This is a genomic window from Microcystis sp. M061S2, assembly GCF_020245605.1.
In the GTDB taxonomy this organism is placed as follows: Bacteria; Cyanobacteriota; Cyanobacteriia; order Cyanobacteriales; family Microcystaceae; genus Microcystis.
The window spans coordinates 1-18,849 of sequence record NZ_JADBUP010000002.1 but is presented as its reverse complement, the minus strand read 5'-3'; the positions used below and the strand labels follow the sequence as shown (position 1 = coordinate 18,849).

18 protein-coding genes and 1 pseudogene are annotated in these 18,849 nt (G+C 44.5%); 6 read left to right on the top strand and 13 right to left on the bottom strand.

What is annotated here, in order from left to right:
- On the top strand, nt 1-209 hold a 209-nt coding region (locus tag IM475_RS00285; RefSeq protein ID WP_287726234.1), incomplete at its 5' end, for a type II toxin-antitoxin system PemK/MazF family toxin.
- Between the two features lie 221 nt (nt 210-430).
- Here IM475_RS00285 and IM475_RS00280 read toward each other — a convergent pair.
- The 3 genes and pseudogenes from IM475_RS00280 to IM475_RS00270 all read right to left on the bottom strand — a co-directional run bounded on the left by IM475_RS00280 (nt 431) and on the right by IM475_RS00270 (nt 2,173).
- Nucleotides 431-1,495, bottom strand: a complete 1,065-nt coding sequence (locus tag IM475_RS00280; protein ID WP_287726232.1) for an endonuclease/exonuclease/phosphatase family protein — start codon at nt 1,493-1,495, stop codon at nt 431-433.
- Nucleotides 1,496-1,718: 223 nt separating this feature from the next.
- Nucleotides 1,719-1,865: pseudogene (locus tag IM475_RS00275) on the bottom strand (DUF5615 family PIN-like protein); the annotation flags it as partial.
- A gap of 2 nt (nt 1,866-1,867) precedes the next feature.
- Nucleotides 1,868-2,173 (bottom strand): DUF433 domain-containing protein, encoded by a 306-nt coding sequence (locus IM475_RS00270; protein WP_002749899.1) that lies wholly within the window; start codon nt 2,171-2,173, stop codon nt 1,868-1,870.
- A 221-nt stretch (nt 2,174-2,394) separates the two neighbouring features.
- Between IM475_RS00270 and IM475_RS00265 the strand changes: the two genes are divergently transcribed.
- Both IM475_RS00265 and IM475_RS00260 read left to right on the top strand, forming a co-directional pair.
- The gene (locus IM475_RS00265) at nt 2,395-2,562 is read left to right on the top strand and encodes a helix-turn-helix domain-containing protein (RefSeq protein ID WP_287726236.1); all 168 of its coding nucleotides are present in this window, start codon (nt 2,395-2,397) and stop codon (nt 2,560-2,562) included.
- A gap of 94 nt (nt 2,563-2,656) precedes the next feature.
- On the top strand, nt 2,657-2,848 hold the full coding sequence (locus IM475_RS00260) for an AbrB/MazE/SpoVT family DNA-binding domain-containing protein (RefSeq protein ID WP_287726227.1): 192 nt from the start codon (nt 2,657-2,659) through the stop codon (nt 2,846-2,848).
- Nucleotides 2,849-2,942: 94 nt separating this feature from the next.
- Here IM475_RS00260 and IM475_RS00255 read toward each other — a convergent pair whose 3' ends face one another.
- From IM475_RS00255 to IM475_RS00245, 3 genes are all read right to left on the bottom strand, one after another.
- Nucleotides 2,943-3,140 carry a hypothetical protein gene (locus IM475_RS00255; protein ID WP_287726224.1) on the bottom strand — a complete coding sequence of 66 codons (198 nt, stop codon included), beginning with the start codon at nt 3,138-3,140 and terminating at the stop codon, nt 2,943-2,945.
- Between the two features lie 2 nt (nt 3,141-3,142).
- Complete coding sequence (locus IM475_RS00250; protein ID WP_287726223.1) at nt 3,143-3,757, bottom strand: hypothetical protein; 615 nt, start codon at nt 3,755-3,757, stop codon at nt 3,143-3,145.
- Between the two features lie 198 nt (nt 3,758-3,955).
- Nucleotides 3,956-4,276: a helix-turn-helix domain-containing protein gene (locus IM475_RS00245; RefSeq protein WP_287726221.1), complete on the bottom strand. Its 321-nt coding sequence runs from the start codon at nt 4,274-4,276 to the stop codon at nt 3,956-3,958.
- A 116-nt stretch (nt 4,277-4,392) separates the two neighbouring features.
- Between IM475_RS00245 and IM475_RS00240 the strand changes: the two genes are divergently transcribed.
- A complete protein-coding gene (locus tag IM475_RS00240; RefSeq protein WP_287726220.1) occupies nt 4,393-5,472 on the top strand; it encodes a hypothetical protein in 1,080 nt (359 codons plus the stop codon).
- 116 nt (nt 5,473-5,588) lie between these two features.
- Here IM475_RS00240 and IM475_RS00235 read toward each other — a convergent pair whose 3' ends face one another.
- Nucleotides 5,589-5,975 carry a four helix bundle protein gene (locus IM475_RS00235; RefSeq protein WP_287726218.1) on the bottom strand — a complete coding sequence of 129 codons (387 nt, stop codon included), beginning with the start codon at nt 5,973-5,975 and terminating at the stop codon, nt 5,589-5,591.
- 506 nt (nt 5,976-6,481) lie between these two features.
- Here IM475_RS00235 and IM475_RS00230 point away from each other — a divergent pair.
- Entirely contained in the window at nt 6,482-8,125 is a 1,644-nt protein-coding gene (locus IM475_RS00230; RefSeq protein WP_287726216.1) for a hypothetical protein, read from the top strand.
- Between the two features lie 203 nt (nt 8,126-8,328).
- Nucleotides 8,329-9,564: a hypothetical protein gene (locus tag IM475_RS00225; protein WP_287726213.1), complete on the top strand. Its 1,236-nt coding sequence runs from the start codon at nt 8,329-8,331 to the stop codon at nt 9,562-9,564.
- 80 nt (nt 9,565-9,644) lie between these two features.
- On the opposite strand, the gene IM475_RS00220 is transcribed toward IM475_RS00225, so the two are convergent.
- From IM475_RS00220 to IM475_RS00195, 6 genes are all read right to left on the bottom strand, one after another.
- Nucleotides 9,645-11,669: a dynamin family protein gene (locus IM475_RS00220; protein WP_287726211.1), complete on the bottom strand. Its 2,025-nt coding sequence runs from the start codon at nt 11,667-11,669 to the stop codon at nt 9,645-9,647.
- Nucleotides 11,670-11,701: 32 nt separating this feature from the next.
- Nucleotides 11,702-14,119, bottom strand: coding sequence for a dynamin family protein (locus IM475_RS00215; protein ID WP_287726209.1), 2,418 nt, complete (start codon nt 14,117-14,119; stop codon nt 11,702-11,704).
- Nucleotides 14,120-14,131: 12 nt separating this feature from the next.
- Nucleotides 14,132-15,040 (bottom strand): C39 family peptidase, encoded by a 909-nt coding sequence (locus IM475_RS00210; protein ID WP_287726207.1) that lies wholly within the window; start codon nt 15,038-15,040, stop codon nt 14,132-14,134.
- Nucleotides 15,041-15,056: 16 nt separating this feature from the next.
- Nucleotides 15,057-16,982 carry a dynamin family protein gene (locus tag IM475_RS00205; RefSeq protein ID WP_287726205.1) on the bottom strand — a complete coding sequence of 642 codons (1,926 nt, stop codon included), beginning with the start codon at nt 16,980-16,982 and terminating at the stop codon, nt 15,057-15,059.
- 433 nt (nt 16,983-17,415) lie between these two features.
- Nucleotides 17,416-17,868, bottom strand: coding sequence for a T3SS (YopN, CesT) and YbjN peptide-binding chaperone 1 (locus IM475_RS00200; RefSeq protein WP_287726203.1), 453 nt, complete (start codon nt 17,866-17,868; stop codon nt 17,416-17,418).
- A 150-nt stretch (nt 17,869-18,018) separates the two neighbouring features.
- Nucleotides 18,019-18,849: TolC family protein (locus tag IM475_RS00195; protein ID WP_287726201.1), on the bottom strand; the 831-nt coding region annotated here is incomplete at its 5' end.

The following is an 18,849-nucleotide window of genomic DNA, read 5'->3' as shown; positions in this document are numbered from 1 at the left end:
CCAATTTGAGACGAGCAAAAGCTATTGGTAATGTTTTATTGAATGAGGGTGAAGGGAATTTACCTGAATCCAGTGTTGTTAATGTTTCACAGGTTTTCACGGTTGATAAACGTCTTTTAACAGAGTCTATCGGAAGACTTTCTCGGGAAAAAATCAAATTAATTATTCAGGGAATTAAGTTGGTTATTGAACCTCAAGAACTCGAATAATAGGGGTTATAAAAGGATTTAAAGAATCCATTTTCCCTTAAACTTGGCTAGTGGTGAACAAGCTACCGTAGCTCTGACCGCCCCTGCTATCAATGGTTAAGTTCTAATCAAATAATTACGACGAAAAAGGTCGGGGTGAGCTAATGTTCGCCCCGACCTTTTTTGTACATTATGAAATGTTAAACAACCAAATTCGCTCGATAATTCCTGAATGTCATCGGCTAAGATACTTTTAACTCGGCCTTGACGATACGATGATCCGGGAATCCCGTGGCATCTTTAGAGCAATCAAAAGGAACTATAGAAGAACTCGCCGACCAATTTTTGGCGGTTCCACCGACAAAAACAGCATCTAAGATACTGTTAAAATTTGGATTACATTGAGTGGATAGACAATTATTAGAAGCTAAACAATCCGGTTGAATCCACTTTAATATGTTGTCTTGATTTAGTTTATTGAAAGCCGTATTACCTCTTCGTTCATCGAGATCAAAATCAAAGTTAAAGTCTCCCACTATAATCGTCGGTAAACTTTGCTGATTGCTCCAATTTCTGACAAAATCAGCCTGTTGGTTTCTTCTTTCCTCTTCACGACGGTTGAAATGGTTGACCATAAATAAAAATTCGGTTCCGTTCGCAAGAAGTTTAAATTTACCCACAAGCGGATTTCTTGACCCTCCAGAACCAGATAAATTATTGATAGAACCCACTAATTCTAACTGACTTTGATCGTAAGCGATCGCTAATCTATCTTGACCGCCCGTTTCTCCCAAGACCGAGGTAAATTTTGAACCCATGGCTTGAGTAAACTGATCGAGGTCGTCCTGATTCATCACCTCTTCAAGACCCCAAAGAATGACCTCTGGATGCTTTGTAATTTCCTCGGACACTTTGTCGGGGGTAGTGTCTCTGGGATTAAAGTTTGGTGATTCTACGTTATAGGTGGCCAATTGCAACCGGTTTATAGGAGGATTCGGAGGCGGGTTAACCGAATCTTCCAAAACTTGAGCGACATATTTTTCTATAATCCAACCTTGTTGGGAGGGAATTTGCACTTTCAGCCAATGCTTTTCCCTATCGGTTGCGGTCACTGTGGCCGTTACACCATCGGGTAATCTTCCCTTTAAACTCGGAAAAGGATTTTCGTGCAAAGGAACACCTTGAGGATTTGTGGCTTTAAGCTGTACTTGCTGACCTACCTCTACATCTAAGGCGAGGGATGGGTCGGCAAAGATAAAGCCTCCCCAAGCTACTATCAAGATGACAATACCGAGCAGTCTTTTCATGTGTTTGACCTGTACGGTTTACTGTTCATCATCGTAAACGTTTAGGGGTGAAAGCGGCATTCACAGGAACAAGCAAATTCTGTCTTTGATTGAACGGTATTTTGGATTGGTTGTCCCGTACATAGCGGTTCTCACATCTGTGTGGCACAGTTAAACCTTTACTGATTAAACTTTTCACCATCGACAGGCCTCTTGCGAACAGGAAACGCTATAATAACCTTCCTTGACCAGTAGCATAGTCTAATCGTTCTGAATCGGAGCGCCCCAACATTCCTGCTTCTGTAGCCGTTATCACATCGACTCCTCTGGCTCTTAAAGCCGCTACAAGGCTCTGATCCATCGAGTCTTCATCCAAATATAATGCCAGCATGACTATTTATTTAACTTAGATTGAAGCCACTCCTGTTCAAACTGTTTCACCTCAGCTTCTTCTTGTGCTAAATCAGTTTCAATTTCTTCCCTGTTGGCATGATAGTAAGTTAGAGCCGCATAAACTTTGGCTAAATCTAAATGGGGATGTCCCATCCGGTTTAAAATTTCTTCAGGAGTCAGCCCTAATTTATACCAAGAAACGAGGCGGCGCACTGTCACTCCTGTCCCCGCAATTGTTGGTCTTCCTCCTCGAATTTTAGGAGAACGATCAATCAAAGTGCCAATTTCAATTGTCGTCGCATTCATGATCTAAATTATTAAGTATTTTAGCCTTTTTATTGTATCACAAATTCATTCAAATCGACCCAATTAAAAGTTCATCGACTAAAAACTTAATTTTCACGCCCTGACAGAATCTTGCTTTTGCGGTTTAATTCTTATCATTCTTTTCGTTGAGGAGAAGTAAGCGATAAGATATAATAAAGAAAGAACCAGCCTAGAATTTTCAAGAATAAAGCAACTGTCCTATCAGAAATGATTATAGAAAAGGGGTAAGTCAAGCCGTTTTCGCCCGTTACCTGAACGTCTCCAAAGATTCGGTCAGTCAATGGGAGCGGGGAGAGAAACATCCAGCCAGACCCGCATTAAAACTGCTGTCTCTGGTGCAGAAAAAAGGTCTAAATGCGATTACTTAAGGTAAAAATTGCAGTTATTTAACCTTATTTGACCGATAACTGAATTAAATAATTATTTAAGGTTAATTTTCTAACTTTATCGGACAAGAAGATCATGGATATCGAAATTCCCCACAAGATCGCTGAAAGCTTCGGACTTGACGAGAATTCAATCGTTGAACTCACAGAGAAGCCATGCAATCCAACGCTCGATCGATTGTTGGCCAGCATCCCAGAAGACTTTCCGTATCCAGAAGACATACCCGATTTTGTTGAAAGCGGGCCGGGTGGTAAGGAGATGATATGACAGGGTGAGGTGATCGGACGTTCGACAAAACGAACATCTGAAGTCTCACGGCAACCGCGTGGTCGCAACCTTAAGCGTGATTATCGGGTGAGGACTATTTCCTCGATAGAAAACCGACGGACACCCCGAAATGGAGATTACCGATGCCCAATCCCCAACCCACTCCCGATAGGGGTTCGCCTTTAAGAGAAATGGATATGACCCCACCAGATAACAAACCCGTGATCTGACAGACCAGAAACCAATGTAACAGACGACGGCGTTCTCGATCGATCGCACCCTGTAGGATCAAGGTTAGGTCATCTGTTCTGGTTCCTTCTTGGTACGTTGGATCAGCTTCTTTGCGATTACTTCTGGGGATTGTTTAAGAGAATCGAGGGACTCCTCGACCACACGGTCAGATTTTTCTACCTGTGACCTTAGACCGGGGACGCTGAAATTGCGTTCTTTCATGTAGTTGACGGTCAGGTAGTTGAAAGCGACGAGATTCTGGGCGGCGGCAAACTGGGCGGCCTCATCCACGCGACGAAAATTATCCTCTTGAATATCCTCTAAGGGATTGGTATCAACGAAGATTTCTTCGGCATTGACGGAATCGTTTATGACTTTTTCACTCTCTCGCTGAACTAATCCCGTCTGGGCGTTAGTTACGGGGGAATTTTTCTCGGTTTCGGTCTGTTTATCAGCGATTTCGGGGGTAGCACTCGGAAAACCTTCGAGAGTACCCCATTTCCGATAGTGGGTGTTTAGGTCATCGAATATTTGCACCTGCTCATCACTGTAGTAGCTGTTTCGACCGTGTTTCTCGGCTTCCATGGCGTAACCCAAGCGGATCAGGTGCTGACGGCGTTCGTAAAACTGGGTTTTTCCTATTCGGTAGCGATCGGGTAAGGAGGCGGCTTTTTGCATAATTTTTCATCTCCGAGGGGTTAAGAATAAAAAATAAATACCGAATCGAGGGGACAAAAAGCTGGAATAGTTGAAGGGTATGCAGAACCAAGGAATAAATCCAGTATAGTCCCTAAAAAAAAGGCTTCAATTGGAAGCAAGAGAATTTCGGAAGTTATTGTCGGTTTGGTTCGGGGATTAAAAAGGCACTCAGAAGGTTTACTTGTGACCGATTTCAGTGAGGAACTGATCGAGCGGGTAATCCAAAGCGTCGAGAATCGCTCGGAGGGTAGCCGTGCCGACACTCTTGGCCGTCTGAGTTTCTGCCGTTATTGCCTTGAAACCAGTCTCCAACTTTTGGATGTGCTGGGGAGAGATGTCCCGACCGGCATCCCTAATCTTATTTACCAACTTATTACGAGATAGTCCCTGTCCCTCCCGAATCTCCTTTAACTTCAATCCCGCCTCCTCCGACCATGAGATAGTCTCGACCATCTCGACGGGAATCATCACCGTTTTCTTCTGTTTCACCACGTCCACAACCTCTCAGAAAAACTATTGTTATCGTCTATTCTATCACTTATAATATTAATATCACTGGTTGAAAAAAACAAACTTTGCGACTGTAAATAGTCATGTAGTCGGGAGGTAACGGCGTGAGCATCTGGTCTCGCTCTCCGCAAATCTGGACGGCCTACGGGTTAGAGTGGCGTTTTGAGTACAATTCTTTTAGTGCCAAGCGCACCGTCAGTGCGAACGGTTTTGTCCTCGATATTCCCGTTAAGGCCACCACCAAGTTCGCCTCGCCCCGGGTGTGGCTGGATGATTGGGCTAAAAAGAACCGTAAACGGCTGCCACCCGAACCGGAAGGGGCGGTCAACTTAGAACTGGATCTATTTCCCCCGCAATCGGTACGGGTAGAGGTGGTCGATGACCTGACACCAGAAGAGGAACGTCAACGTCTGTTCTGGGAACGCAAGGTAGAAAGGGCTTTCTATGAGGCGGGAACAGCCTTGAAGGAACTGCGGGATAGACGACTGTACCGTTCTACCCACAAGACTTTTGAGGAGTACGTTCAAGACCGATTCGGGATGAAACAGTCGCGCTCGTACCAACTGATCGAGGCTACCAGTGTGGTTGACAATCTTTTAGCAAAAGTTCCACCAATGGTGGAACTTTTGGGTGACTCTAGCGATAAAGTTCCACCATTGGTGGAAGTTCTGCCGACGAATGAAAGACAAGTGCGCCCTTTGATCCAACTAGAACCAGACCAACAGAGAGAAGTGTGGCAGCAGGCGGTAGAAGCTGCTGGTGGTAAAGTCCCGTCCGGTCGCATCGTCAAGGATATTGTACAGCGCATCCGGGAGCGAACCAAAATTCCCATACCCTACCGGGTCGGTGATGTTTGCGAAATCCTGATCAAGGATAACCCAGATTTACGGGGTCTGGGTGGTTGTTGGTGTATCGTGATCGAGGTAAGAGAATTTTCCTGTCTGGTGCGGGCTTGGAACGGTGAATATACCGTTAGAGAGGAGAATTTAAGGGATTTGCAGTATTCCCCCGACCACCGGCAAAAGATGCAACAACTGAGCGATCGTCTGGTTCATCTCCGGTCGTTAGGGGAAGAGGAGACGGTGAGGGCTATTCTAGAAACGTTGGGTTCTTTGAAACGTCCCTACCTGAATACTTGGGAAGAAAAGTTATTGGAGTTTTTGGAAGGATATATCCGTTTTTGACCCAGTTGAGAGAATATTATCTTCAAAAAGTCGCTAATTTAATCGAAAAAAGTTATGGTTGCTAGAACGAGCGTTAAAACTATCACAATGTTGATAACCAACCTGTTACAGGGCGATCACTGCTGTTTTAATCCCAGAATATCTTGATACTCCCCCAGATGAAAAATGATATCTCTGAGTTGTAGGTCAGTCATGTAGAGTTGTTCGCCCTTTTCTGGGGAGATGTACTGGCAATTAATGGCGAAATCGAGCCAGGTTTGGGTTTCAGCGGCTTCCGCCTCGCAGTCGCTGAGTTTGCCAAGAAAGGCTGCTTCGTAGCGCCGTTTCCTCCAAGCTTCAGCGAGGTTAGCGCAGATGGAGCGGGAAGAACGGCGGATATGGTCGGAGAGGGCGTAGCGTTCTTCTGCGGGGAAATTAGTGGTTAGGTCGAAGATGGTCATGGCAGCATTGAATGCCAGTTGGTACACCCGCAATTCTTTGTGGTCGATAATACCAATTTTCAATAGTCGTGACTAACATCTAAAAGCGCAATTCCTGTCCGAGAGCGGAATTGCGCTTTGGAATAATCAACTAAGTCTGTCATCACTTTTGGAAAATGATATAATGGTCCGTCTGGTAGGGGTTTCTTCGTTCATGGGGGGAATCTCCAAGATAATTCCTCTGTTAACACCAGTCTCTCCTCGCACCCCAACGCAATTGCACGGCGGGGCTACCATAGAAGAGGCATCACACCAGTTATAGAGATTTTGCCCGGTGTTGTATCTTGAATCTTTCACGCGGCTTTATTTTTCAGACGGGAGCATCCGACCCGAATTGCGCAGAAATTGCTTGACAGCGGCATTACGCCAGAGCAGATCGCCTGGCTTGAAGAGGATGCTGCCGAGGAGATGGAGGAATGGCGGCGGAGGAAGGAACGGAGGGATGGGGCAATCGCAACGGGCTTTGGATAGTATGCAGGATGTAAATTAGCATACATATCATTTTATAGACTGCTTAATTAGTATCTCTAATGGAAACATCGAAAAAAATCCTCATCCGCAACGCCTTGCTATGGCTGGCAACGCTGGGGATCGTGTTGCTTTCCCATGGGACTATTTTTGGGGCAACAGGAGATCGTGTCGTCCTTGACATTATCCCATCTCCCATTCAATTGGCTCCCGGCGAGAAGGTGACTGGGCTAGTCGTCGCGCACAACCAGTCTGCTGAGATATTGACTGACCTCACCCTTACCTCCATCGATGCTGCTGCAATCCTGATTACTATCGAACCTATTGAAACTTCGAGTCGCTCACCTCTTGAACCCGATGGAGAAAAGGCTTGGCGATTTACTGTAACCCGATCTGATCGAGAGTCAATCACTCGCACAACCTATTTTCGGCTGAGCTATCGGTATAGAGGTTCAAAGGGTCAAATAATTGCGAGAGATGCCTTAGCTCCCCTTACCCTTCAAGCTTATTCCTTCACGTCACTGAAAAAAATTGCCTCTGCTCGCATAGAAACAACGTTGAACCTACTTCAAGAACAACGTGATAACTTTTTGTATTTAATTGTTACCAACCTTTCCAATATACCAATTCAAATTGAGGGTTTAAAACATCACCAGCCCAACTTTCTAGAACTGAAACTACTGGATAATTCCCAAACCGCCATCTCTTCTGCCCCGTTCCAACCGATTCCCTTAGCCCCCCAATCATCTCAAATTTTTTCGTTTCAAGCCAAAGCACAAAATGCAGTTCAAGCTGGACGGGAATTGGTAATGTTTGACATAGCGCTATCGTGGGAAGAACGCCATCAGCTGCGAACTGGAACACTCATTGCGACCCATCAATTTGATGCCAATATTGTGGGCGAATCGGAAATTCTTAAACTGATGGGAATCCCCCTCTTTTTTCTCATACCAGGAGTATTAATCTTGTTGGTCTATAAATCTCTTTGGAATCGATCAACTCCGAATGAGAATTTCCAGGAAACACTCGATATTCTGAAACCGACTTTTTTGATTATTGCCATTCCCCTGTCGCTCTTTCTGACGCTAATGTATCCAACCTTATCGGGTTGGTTGGGAGACTCACGCAACTTATTGGTCGCCTACGGACTTCAAGATATCTTCAATATTTGGATTTTCTCTTTGCTAATTGGTTTTTTAGCACGGGTTATCGTTGTAGTATGTCGTTTTGGGTGGGATCGTTGGCAAGAACAGCGGGAGCGAGACAGACATATCCAACAGGACAAGGAACTCATTAAAAGAACGCCTGCCAGAGGAGATAGCGTAGAGTCAGTATTACAAAAACTAGGGCAAGCCATACCTGATCAGAATTTGATACTTCCTCCAATCACCCATAATGGGAAAAGATATTATGTAGCGTGTGAGGATCCCAAAGACTCCAAACAAGTATGGATAATTTCGCCGATTCGCTTTAAGATGACTGATAAAGCAGGTCAGGAATATTTGGATCGCTTTAATAAACTCAAAGACGAAGGCACGTTCAAAGATCTGGCAAAACTGATCGAGGAGGATAGCAAACAAAAAGATAAAAAAGAACGAAAAGTTCAACTCACATGGAGGTATGACAGTCCGACCCGAATCCTCGGTCCAGAAGGATGGAAAGGTCAAGCAGGGGAAGATTTTTTTGATGAATGGGTAGATGAGTAGCCTCTTTAGGCTACGGGTAGGGTAAATTCAGCACATTGAACCTAACTGACCCTACAGCCTCGCATAGGATGAGGCTGGTGGGAATCGAACCCACGATAGAAACAACGCACGCGCATCCACTAACGTGGCGCGACCGATATCGGCAGATATCATTTCACCCAAATGAGTTACCTTAATATTACTCTATATTTACCCCATAAGCAATGAACATCGACATTCAAGAGTTGCGATTTTCGTTGAGTCAAATGCAAGTTTTTTCCACATTTGTCCCGAACAGTGCCAACTATGCCTTTTTAGGGCAACAGATCAACTATCGCAATCAATTTGATAGACTGCGTTCTGAAGTAGCAGAACGCATACGCAAAATGGCTCCGGGTGAGCAGATGCGATTGAACCCGGGGGAACTCACAATTCCTTGGTTCAAACGCCATCATTTTTGGGAGAATTACCTGGGAAAGAGAAAGCTCGACGGAGTGAGTGGTGAAGTTGCATGGGCGTTTAGAGTTCCTTTCCGCATCGCGTCACCGGCTAAAGTATTGGCGGTGTCTCCTCTCCCTGTCCATGTCGCAGTTGAGGGCTACTTGTACCTTCACGGCGTTGCTGTTGTGTTGCGAGCCACGTTGAGTCAACCTCTGCCGCTGTACGATATGGTTGACGCTGCATTTGACGTTATGAACCAGACTGAATTTAAGCAGATTCGATGGAGTAATGGAACAATGTCTCCTCATCCGTTGACTTTTAAAGGATTGGCGGTTAAAACCCTTGATTACTTGACTAATCTCGTTATAAACAGTCCCGATGATCTGGAAAGTCGTCTATGTGAGCCGTTTACAGTGGCAACGATCATTCGGGGTGGCGGTCTCGATTTAGAGCGATTGCGCAATCGCTTTCAACAACAGATCCAGCTATTGGACGATCCGCTAGCCGCTCAAATTGCCATATTGGAGCCTGAGATTCACCTTGCCTGTGAGGGATTGGCAAGCTGGAATCCAGCTTGGCGAACCAACGTTGCCCATCCAGCAGGCGAAACAGCCTTGGATTTTAAAGGGCAAACCACTCAACCTGGCTACATGCTCTATGGTTTGAAGCGAGGTCGGGTCGTTTGGTTTCCAGGCTATTTTATGAGTACTAAACCGCTCCATCGCTTGGGCTGTTACCATTCTAATCTGACAGTGGGGTCGCTCCAAACCGATAGCCTGCTAGAGTTGGTGCGTTGGGCTGAAGGGTGGCTTGCCAATCATTCCGCTTTCAATGCATCGGATAAAGATATTGTTAAGCGTGGGGTTATCTTGCTGAGCAATCTTTACGGTGGCGCGAACACGAGCTATCGGTCTTGGAGTTTGCGCCAACAGATTAAGGACAGTGGACTGCTTGGCTTAATTAATCGCCTGCGAGCTATTCTTTCCATTGGGGATGATAACAATCCCTTGCTTCCTTAAGAGGGGTAGCATACGACAATTATTGAAAGCGTTACATATCAAGTGAAGATTAGAGTAGCTGCAATGCCTAAATTTTTATGTCATGGTATTGCTACCTGTATTATCAGTTCATCAAGATCGCTTTCAATCCCATTTAACTTCTCTTCGATTGACTCTAATTCCTGAAGTTTTTGTTGGACATCAAATTCTTTCTCTTCTTTCTCCTTTGAGATTGAACTACCCTGATTACTAAGCCCTTGAATTTCTTGCCCCAGTCCTTTGTTTATAGCTTCTTGAAGTTCACTAATTTTTGCGGCTACAGTCTTTGCAATCTCATCAGACTGAGCGAAGGCTGATTCTCGCATCTTGTTCACATATTCTTGGCTAACCTTCCTTTTAATCTTGTCGTTGGTTGCGTTAACTTTGAGCAACCCTTGAATCAAACCTCCACTCAGAAGAGCAGGAATCAAAACCCATGGATTGAAACCAACCAGCAATATAGATCCTACACCTATAATTAACTGTGGAATGAGACTTTTGAGCATCTCCTTGTAGCCAAAGGTTAATCCAATTGCACCCGAAGCAAAATCCATTAATAACCACCCACTAGCAGCGGATAGGATTCGCTCAAGCGGAGAAATTTTATGCTCTACTTCATCTACATTAAAAGATGAGCCAGATGGGGAACCTCCTATTAGATCGAGACGTGCTTTTTCTACTTGAGATAAGAACTTTCCTGCCTTTTCATCAATTTCTCTTAGTAGATCTTCTAGCCTATTGGAAAAGAATGGTTGTAGTTCTGTTGTTTGCCAATCAGTAAACTCATCTTCAATTTTTTCAGAAAGATGATGAGTTATTTCCTCAACGACTCTTTCTATAGCAGATTGCAGTTTAAAAACATCTCCTGAGAAAAGATTAACAGGTTCTTGAATTTCGTATTCTTCTATCCAGAAGTCAATCTTTTGTGCTAAGTCTTCGTAAAAATGGCGTACTTTGCTCTTGACAAGTTCTCGGATATCCTCACGAAAATTAGATACTCTCTGGACTATATTTTGGCGAGTCTTTTCAAGCTGCTCTCGAGTTTTTTTACTGGCTTCCTCCCTTTTCTTTAGTTCCTCCAAGGGAGTTTGAAACATTTTTTTTCGTAGCGGAATAATCTCCCTTGCTTTACGAACAAACACCTTCAGCTGTTTAGCTGGCTGAAGGATTTTTACACGACCTTTGATGGTGACAAGAAAATACTGCAAAGCTTCTTCAAGTCGCTGTATCCCCGACTGTTCAATTAGATCTCTATCGTTGCCGATGTATCCTTCTAAAGCATCTAAAGCACTGATGAAAAAAATATATTTTTCGCCACCATTAGTAAGTGGTGCTAGATTGTCAATTCCATAACGCCTTAGACCCTCTCGTTCCTTGTCACGCACCTGATCTATCCGATTGCAGATAAAGAAAATATCCTCGTAGCCATTAGCTCTCAGAGTATTATTAATTGTTTTAATTTCCGTTTCTGAAGCTAATTCTAGGCATGATAATACGAACAAAACAGCATCAACATTAGATAAGTAATTCTCCGTTATATCTTGATGAGTTTTGTTGGCATTGAGTCCTGGTGAATCAATTAGTTCTACCCCATGTTGGCACAATTCAAGAGGCCAGAAAAGTTCTAATTTTTCGTAGGGACTCTCATAAATCTGTTGTTGAGCATTTTTCTTGCCTTTGGATTTATGTTCCTCGTAATCTACAGCAACATATTCATTGATTTTTTCTACAAGGATATCTTGTGGTGGCTTGACAGGGCTATTCTTGGATTTTCTATAGTGAATTATAGCCTTCTTTTTTTCGCCCCATTTTATTTCATTAATGATGGCCGTTAACGGCCTTACATCTGTAGGTAATATTTCTTGTTGCAATAGCGCATTGATAAACGTGCTTTTTCCTGCATTAAACTCACCCATCACAAAAAGCTTGAATCTATCTGTAAGGACACGGGTTTTCAATTCGTTTAGCGGAGTCTCTACTTCCGTCATATCCAGAGCATGAGAAACTGCTAGCTGGCGTGAAATCAGAGAAGCAAGAGTCTGTAGCTTAAGTTTGATGTTATCATAGCCTTGATCTTGAACTGTCATGTCTTTTCTCCTTTCATTTCGTTGGATATATGCTACTTGTTTAAATCTGCGAGAATCTCTTTTCTTAACATAGAGGCTTCATCAATCATTTGCTGCCAAGCTGATTCGTCTGTTCCTTGAATGTTAACTTTTAAAGCAGCATTCCTAACAGAAAACCAAGCAGCTTGCTCAGCTTTTGTTTCTTCGATCAGTTGATGATAAATCTGACGGAGACGAGCATCTATACGATTACAGTATTCATCGATAGTTCGGTCAATGCTGCGCTCCAATTCTTCAGCTAACAGTTGACGCTGTTCTTCTAGCTTTTTATTGAGAATTTGTTCGCCGACAATTCCTGCCCCAATACTGGCAGCGATTCCAACCGGTCCGCTGAGAAGATAGCCACCAATTATAGCAACACCACCTCCAAGTCGGGTAAAAAGCCGATAATGGCGAATATTAGTTAGCGATAATTCACGTAAATTAGGAATAATCTCGATAGGTTGATTTTTATCAATTGAGACTCCATTAGGATTCATGTTGATTTTAGTCTTGAAGGATCGTTCGACCTCGATCTGAAGCCACTCAAAATTCTGAGCAATTGCCATCATTAAAAAGTTTTCTGTTTGACGACCGAGGGCGATCAACTCGCGGCGCAGGCGAAAAGGCAAATCAAGTTCCCACCAAGACTTAGAATCGGATGTTTTACTGAGATCAAAGGCAAGAGTTTCTCTCATCTCCGTTGTGGCGTTGAGAATTTTTTCTCTTAATTTTCGCTCACTTTGTAAACGTCGTCGCTCTAATTCAATCTCGATGCCTTCCCAATGAATTTCCGCTTCTTGCAGCGATGCCTGTACTTTTCGTCGCTCCTGTTCCCGTTCTGCCGCACTCAGACGGGCATTAGCGATCGCTATCTCACCCGTTTCCATTAAATGGCTAAGATAGTCGCTAAGCTGTTGTGCCACTTGTCGGCTGCGCCACGCACGGCGCTGTCCTTTGACCACCATTTTTTGGATCTGAGTCCGTACCACTTCGAGTACCTCAGCTTCCATCATCGCACTATCAACCGGGTAAGAGGGCAAAACAGGGATGGCTGTCGAGATTTGCGCTACTCGCTCCCGAACAAAAGCGAGTACCCTGGAACGATCTTCGCCAGGAAGTAGATCGAGTTTGGAGACGACAACGATAATGCGAGGGATGTGCCGTCCAATTACCTCTTGCTCCAAAAAAGCAGATTCCGTCATGCTCAAGGGAGATGTTGCGCTGATGACAAGTACCGCCGCATCACACTGACTCAGCAGATCTAATACCAGTGCAGCACGGCGGCTATTGGGGTCTCCTACCCCTGGAGTATCAATCAACTCCATATCATTAATTTGCAACCAGGGATGAGCTAAAGTCAAACGAACTTCTGCCAATACTTCCTGGGTCGTGCCTGCTTGGTTAGTTCCCAAAAGGTCATTCCATGATGATTCCTGCACGGGGCGTACTTCTTTATGTGCCTGAGAAAACTTCACTTCCATACAGTTTTCCGAGCCAGCAATGATTGATGTAAGAGTTGCCGTTGTCGGAGTAACGCCCTCTGGTAGAAGACGCTGACTCAACAACTGGTTGAGCAAATGGCTCTTACCGCGACTAAATTCCCCAACGAATGCCAGCCGAAAACCTGGTAAAGACCGACGTGCATTCAGACCCTGTAGTTCAGCAACAACATCACTTAGAGAAAATGACTTGGCGAGATTCAGAGCTTGGCGCAGCCAAGTACCTATTCGCTCGGTCAGATCGATGGGGGAGGGCAATGGCACATATGTCTCTGTTTTTGCCTCAACGGACTGTTCAGTGGCTTGCTCGACTGTATCATTCTGCATCGACATCTCCGGTTCAGGAGAGGTTAATGCAGGAGTCAATCCATCGGCATATAGCCATGTCTTGCTTTCAGGAATCAAAGCCCAATAATAAGGATAAATCTCAGTTGGTAAAAGTCCAGCGTAGTGACTAGCTAGAGAAGCTAGGTTGGCTTCATCGCTGGCAGGATTTGAAATGAGTTGGTCAATTGCGTGAAATAGTGCCTTTTCTCGTTGAGTACGTTCCCTCGCCGTCAGCGTTGCCTTTAAAGTGGCAGGACGTGCGGGAATTGTACCAGATTGGCGAAGCAATGCTGTGTCCTCCCGAAAGCGCAGGTCTATTGTTTGGACGACGGTTTTCTCTGGCCAGATCCATTCCACAGCCCCCCAAGGAGCTATCAATCCTTCCAAATTGTCCTCAAGTCTTGTTGGAACAGAAAGAAGTGTCATAATACCCCATTGTCTGCCTCGCTTGGCTGGTACTGGTGCCAAAGCAACGGACTCAAGTGTAACCCAGTCGCGAAGAACAGGGGCGCGATGGATACTCCTAACTAATCCCTCGACACCACTAGGCTCTGTTATTGGTTGAGCAGAGAGTCTTTGAAGTAAATCTCGATCAATAGCCATAAGGAACTCCTTCTAAACGAGGACTCGAGGAACAGGTGGATAGGCAATCGCCAAAAAATTACCAAAATCATACCAGGCATTCAGGAAGTCCTTAGCATCCACAGCATTCATTTGACCGTCGGGATTTCCACTGTCGTTAAGAATGATTTTTACAGAGCCATCTGGCTCTTGGTCAATTCCAGTAACCCAGACTGCGTGACCTGCATCTGACTGCTCAATCGGCTCATCAGTTGTGGCATCTCTCAAGGGAGTCCATATTTCATTAGCATCCAAGCCGACAATTACCTTGTTACCTCGCTCCAAAGCCTCAGCAACGTCCACAAGCGTTGCCTCATACCTTTGTTCTGTAGGGACACCAAGAGCATTCAAGATATTACCAACAGATGAGAGAGGAGTTCCACTTTCACAGCTATACCAGCAGTTGGCTTCAGCAATCCTACATATCTCATCTTCCGAGAGATGTTCTCCAGTGATAGATTCATAAATGTTGGTTTGGGCTACCAAGGCGCAAGAAGTGGGAGATGTCTGCTCATGCCAGAATTGAGCCTCCTGAATTGGATCGCCAAACCCATCAAATTGAGACGGATTCCAATCTGTCTCTGGAACATAACATTCCATACTGTTCATGTTCCAAAAGTCACTAGCCAATCCATATCCTTGAACATTTTCATCAGGTGAGGAATAACTAGAAACATAACGGTAGTCATTTAATGATTCTTTTTCTACCATCCAAAATGACTGTTCTTCTCCTTCAGCAGACAAGTTAGCAACATCCATATCCCCGCTATAATTGCTCTCTATATCTGCTCCACTGTAAAGAACGTTTTCAGGTTCGACTGAAGATATAGAAGATATGTCGGTTTCAGGGTGAACCTCTAAACCCAGCCAGTCACGAACATTGGCAAAGATGTCATCAAACACAGTATTCCTCCCATTCCTAGACTATGATTTTCGCTAGTCGCTGCTGTTGCACGATAAGGGCATCGCGTCTGCGTTTAATCTCTGACAAATCACCCTGCACCTCGTGCTGTAAACGATTAAGTCGTTGTAATTCTGCTTGCTGTTCACTCTGCATCCTCTCGACGATTGTTTTGTACTGGGCGATGTAGGAGTCAATTCGACGATCCACAGCAGATCTAACATCCCGTGCATAGGTATCTAAGACTTGCTCCGCCTGTTTCTCCACAGTGCCAAAATAACTATAAAGATTAGGTCGTAATTTGTCCCAAATTTGCTCCTTGCGCTTATCGAGTGAGCCAAAAAGAGACGTTAATACTCCTCCTAAAAAGCCTCCTATAACAGTTCCTATACCGGGTAAAAGTATTGTTCCAATTACTGCACCTAAACCAGCCCCACCAAGGGCTAAATTGCCATCTCCTTCATTCAATTCGTGGTGAAGTGAGCGGGTTGAATCGAGTGCCTGAGATGTATTCATTTGGAAACTTTTATGAGTAGATACTGAGCTTACTTCTAGCCTTCCTCCAAGAGATTGGAGGCGGCGGTAGGCTTCAGAGAATTTGCGATCAAAATGCCGATTTATATCTACAACAGCCTGTGATAGCTTGCCAATTTCAATTTGAATCTCGTTTTGCAGTGATTCTTGACTAGCTTTCAGGATTATTTCGGCTTTATTCTCAATAGCGTCATTGAGGGTTCCCCAATCATCAGAACCAGAGATGGCACTACGTATCTTAGAGATAGTTTTGTCTCGATGCTGAGCGATACAATCATCAATCTTATTTCTGGTTTTAGATATGGCTTCCTCAAGCCTAGAGTGGCAAACTTTATGCTGCTCAGACGTAAAGGATTCTAAATCTTGGATTGTCTCACCTTCAATGGCAGCTTGTTTTATTTGATAGTGATTCCATTCTTCTTTAAGGGGAGTTTCAACCTGCTCTAATAGCTGAGTTAACAGGCGCAGCAGTTTTTCGGCAATGCTTAGAGAACGCTCAACTTGAAGACGTTTCCAAAGTGCAGCCTCTAGTTCAAGAAACTCATCTTTCCAGTGATAGAGATTTTTGCGTATTCTCTCTCCGTTAATTTCGTCAATAATAATCTGAGCAGCAGAAGAAAAGATAGTTGGTTGTTCAATCCCAAGTTCTGTTTTGAGACGTTCTCTAATGTATTCAATTATTCCACTCTGTTGATCAATCTCTCTTATATCATCCATTCGAGTGACTACGAACACACAGCGATGAAGGTATGGACGTAAAGTGCTTTCTAGAAACTGAATGAGATGGTCTGTAAGGGGTTTCTGAGAGGAAATTGTGATGACTGCTGCATCTGCTTCGTTTTCGACAACTTGAAGCGTGATCTTTTTATGTTCCGCATTACTACCAGGATTGAATCCCGGTGTATCAATGATAACAATGTCGTCGGCGAGAGATGGATGAGTAATTGCAACATCCTGTATGTGCTTAGTTACTTCTTCGCTGGATGTGACTAGCTCAATGAATTTGCGAATATTAATCTCTTTAACGCCAGGCAACCATACAACAGAGATATTTTTATTCTTACTGTCAATCTTGATTTTTGGCTTCCGAGTATCTTTGAATCCCACTTCTACTTCTAGTTCGCTACCATGACTTATCCTAGTAGCAGCAGCCGTTGTCACTAGATTTGATGTTTTTAACAATTCATCTCGGAGCAAGGCATTAATAAAGGTACTCTTGCCGCTAGAAAACTCCCCAACAACTGCTAAATAAAGGTTCGGATCATTATACCTTTGTCGGATACGCTTAATCTGCTGCCGGATCTCAACCCGCTTAAAGCCATCTATGTTTAATTGCTCAATGAGTTTCTCAACAAACTGCAAGTAATCTTCACACTCGGTTAGGGTTTCCAATTGCTCAATCGTCTCCATATCCTGCCTCCCTTATATTGGTTTGACTGTTAGATGAGAGAATAGCTGGGGCGTAGGTATAGAAGACTCTGCTCTCCTGGGGAAAAATCTGTTTCTGCTTCCCCAGCTTTTTCCTCTGGCATCACCTTATTTTATTCAGCACCGTTGTAGTAATTAGGGTCTGCTGAAAAAGTTTTTCCTGGGGTTAGGAGTCAGGAGTCAGGAGTTTCAGGCTTTGTTGCCCTTGTTTTTTGTACCAAGCGATGTACTACAAGAAGGATAATGCAAGGTTTTTGAAAGTCCCAATCCTATTTTCTGGCACTAACATCGGACTTTAACAGGTCAAAAGCTTTATTTTAAAAGGGTTTTACCATTATTCAGCAAGCCCTAATTAGCTAAAAAGCGGATTTAAGGGAAGAAAAGAACACTCCTGACTCCTATTTTCAAGACAGGTCTAATCTCTTGCTCGCTTACCTCCCCAACGGGCAACAATTTGATCGTCGTATTCATCAGCAATTTGCATAACTGCTTTTACTGATGCTTTAAGTGTTTCCTTGTCAAGATGTCCGCCAACAATAGTGTGATCGAAGAAGATGTCACCATCCTTATCCAATCCAAAAGCCCCAAATAGCATATCAGCGTTTTCATTTAACAGGAAATACATTAAATCAGAGGTCAATTCTGCACCCATGACAACATAAGCTCTTACGCAGACAGTCGCGTCATCATCTCCCCAAGGACCCACAAACACATTAGTTACAGCAGAACCTCCAGGAATTAAGAAGCGTGGAGATTCTGGATCGGGAAACCCCATCTCTCCAAAAATCTCTTGTAGCCACTTCGCTACTTTCTCGTAGCAGCTTCGTTGAGCCGATGTCTTAAATTCGATGGTTGTTTGTACTGACATAATTCTTTCTCCTCTCAAAAACTAGGTAGGATTTAGGTGTTCAAGATTGATAGGCTCGCTCTCCCATTCCATTAGTAGTTTTTACTTAATACTTTAAGACTAGCTAAGATTTCTAGTTCTGACCGCACTTCTCCACAAAAATTCACAATTTCACAATATCAACCCATTACCCGGTAGTTTCCCCAGTAGTTTCGATCCCCCCTGCCCCCCTTGATAAGGGGGGTGGGAAAACCCCGTCAAGGATAGAAGTTGTCGTTTGGCGGTTTCCCGTTCGAGACGGTAACGGTTCCACTGAATCTCTAACTGTTCTCGTTGGGCGATTCTTGTTAGATAGGTTTCGGTGGATGAACCGCCCAGACGGTAATCAATCTCGGTAATCCTGGTCAAGAGGTCGTGATTGGACAGTTGGGCTAATACCGCCCGTTCTCGATCGCCGGCGGTTTCGTAGGCGATCACCAGCGTTAAGACCTGTTCTCCCAGTTGAGAGCGTTTGGCAGCCCGTTGACGTTCCAATTCAGCCTTGGCCGCCTCTAGGTCGGCCGCCCTGATTTCGAGGTCGGTGATGGCCATCCTCTGTTGTTGTACCTGACCACCCCCAAACAGATTTTGCAGAATGGCGATCGGGTCGGTGGTGAGATAACTCGTCCATTGTCGGGCGTTGGCCTGGTCGATACGTTGTCCAGCCAACTGTAACCGGCGATCAATCAAGGCGATGCGTTCGTCGAGGGTCTGCAATTCAGGGGAACGTTCGATCGCCGCTTCGGTGAGGGTACGGAGACAATCGTTACCGCTATCGAGACAGGGAAGGGGAGCGGCCTGTAGGGGAGTCAACCCTTCGGCTTCGCTCAGGGTTAACCCTTTGGTTTCGCTCAGGGTTAACCCTTTGGTTTCGCTCAGGGTTAACCCTTTGGTTTCGCTCAGGGTTAACCCTTTGGTTTCGCTCAGGGTTAACCCTTTGGTTTCGCTCAGGGTTAACCCTTT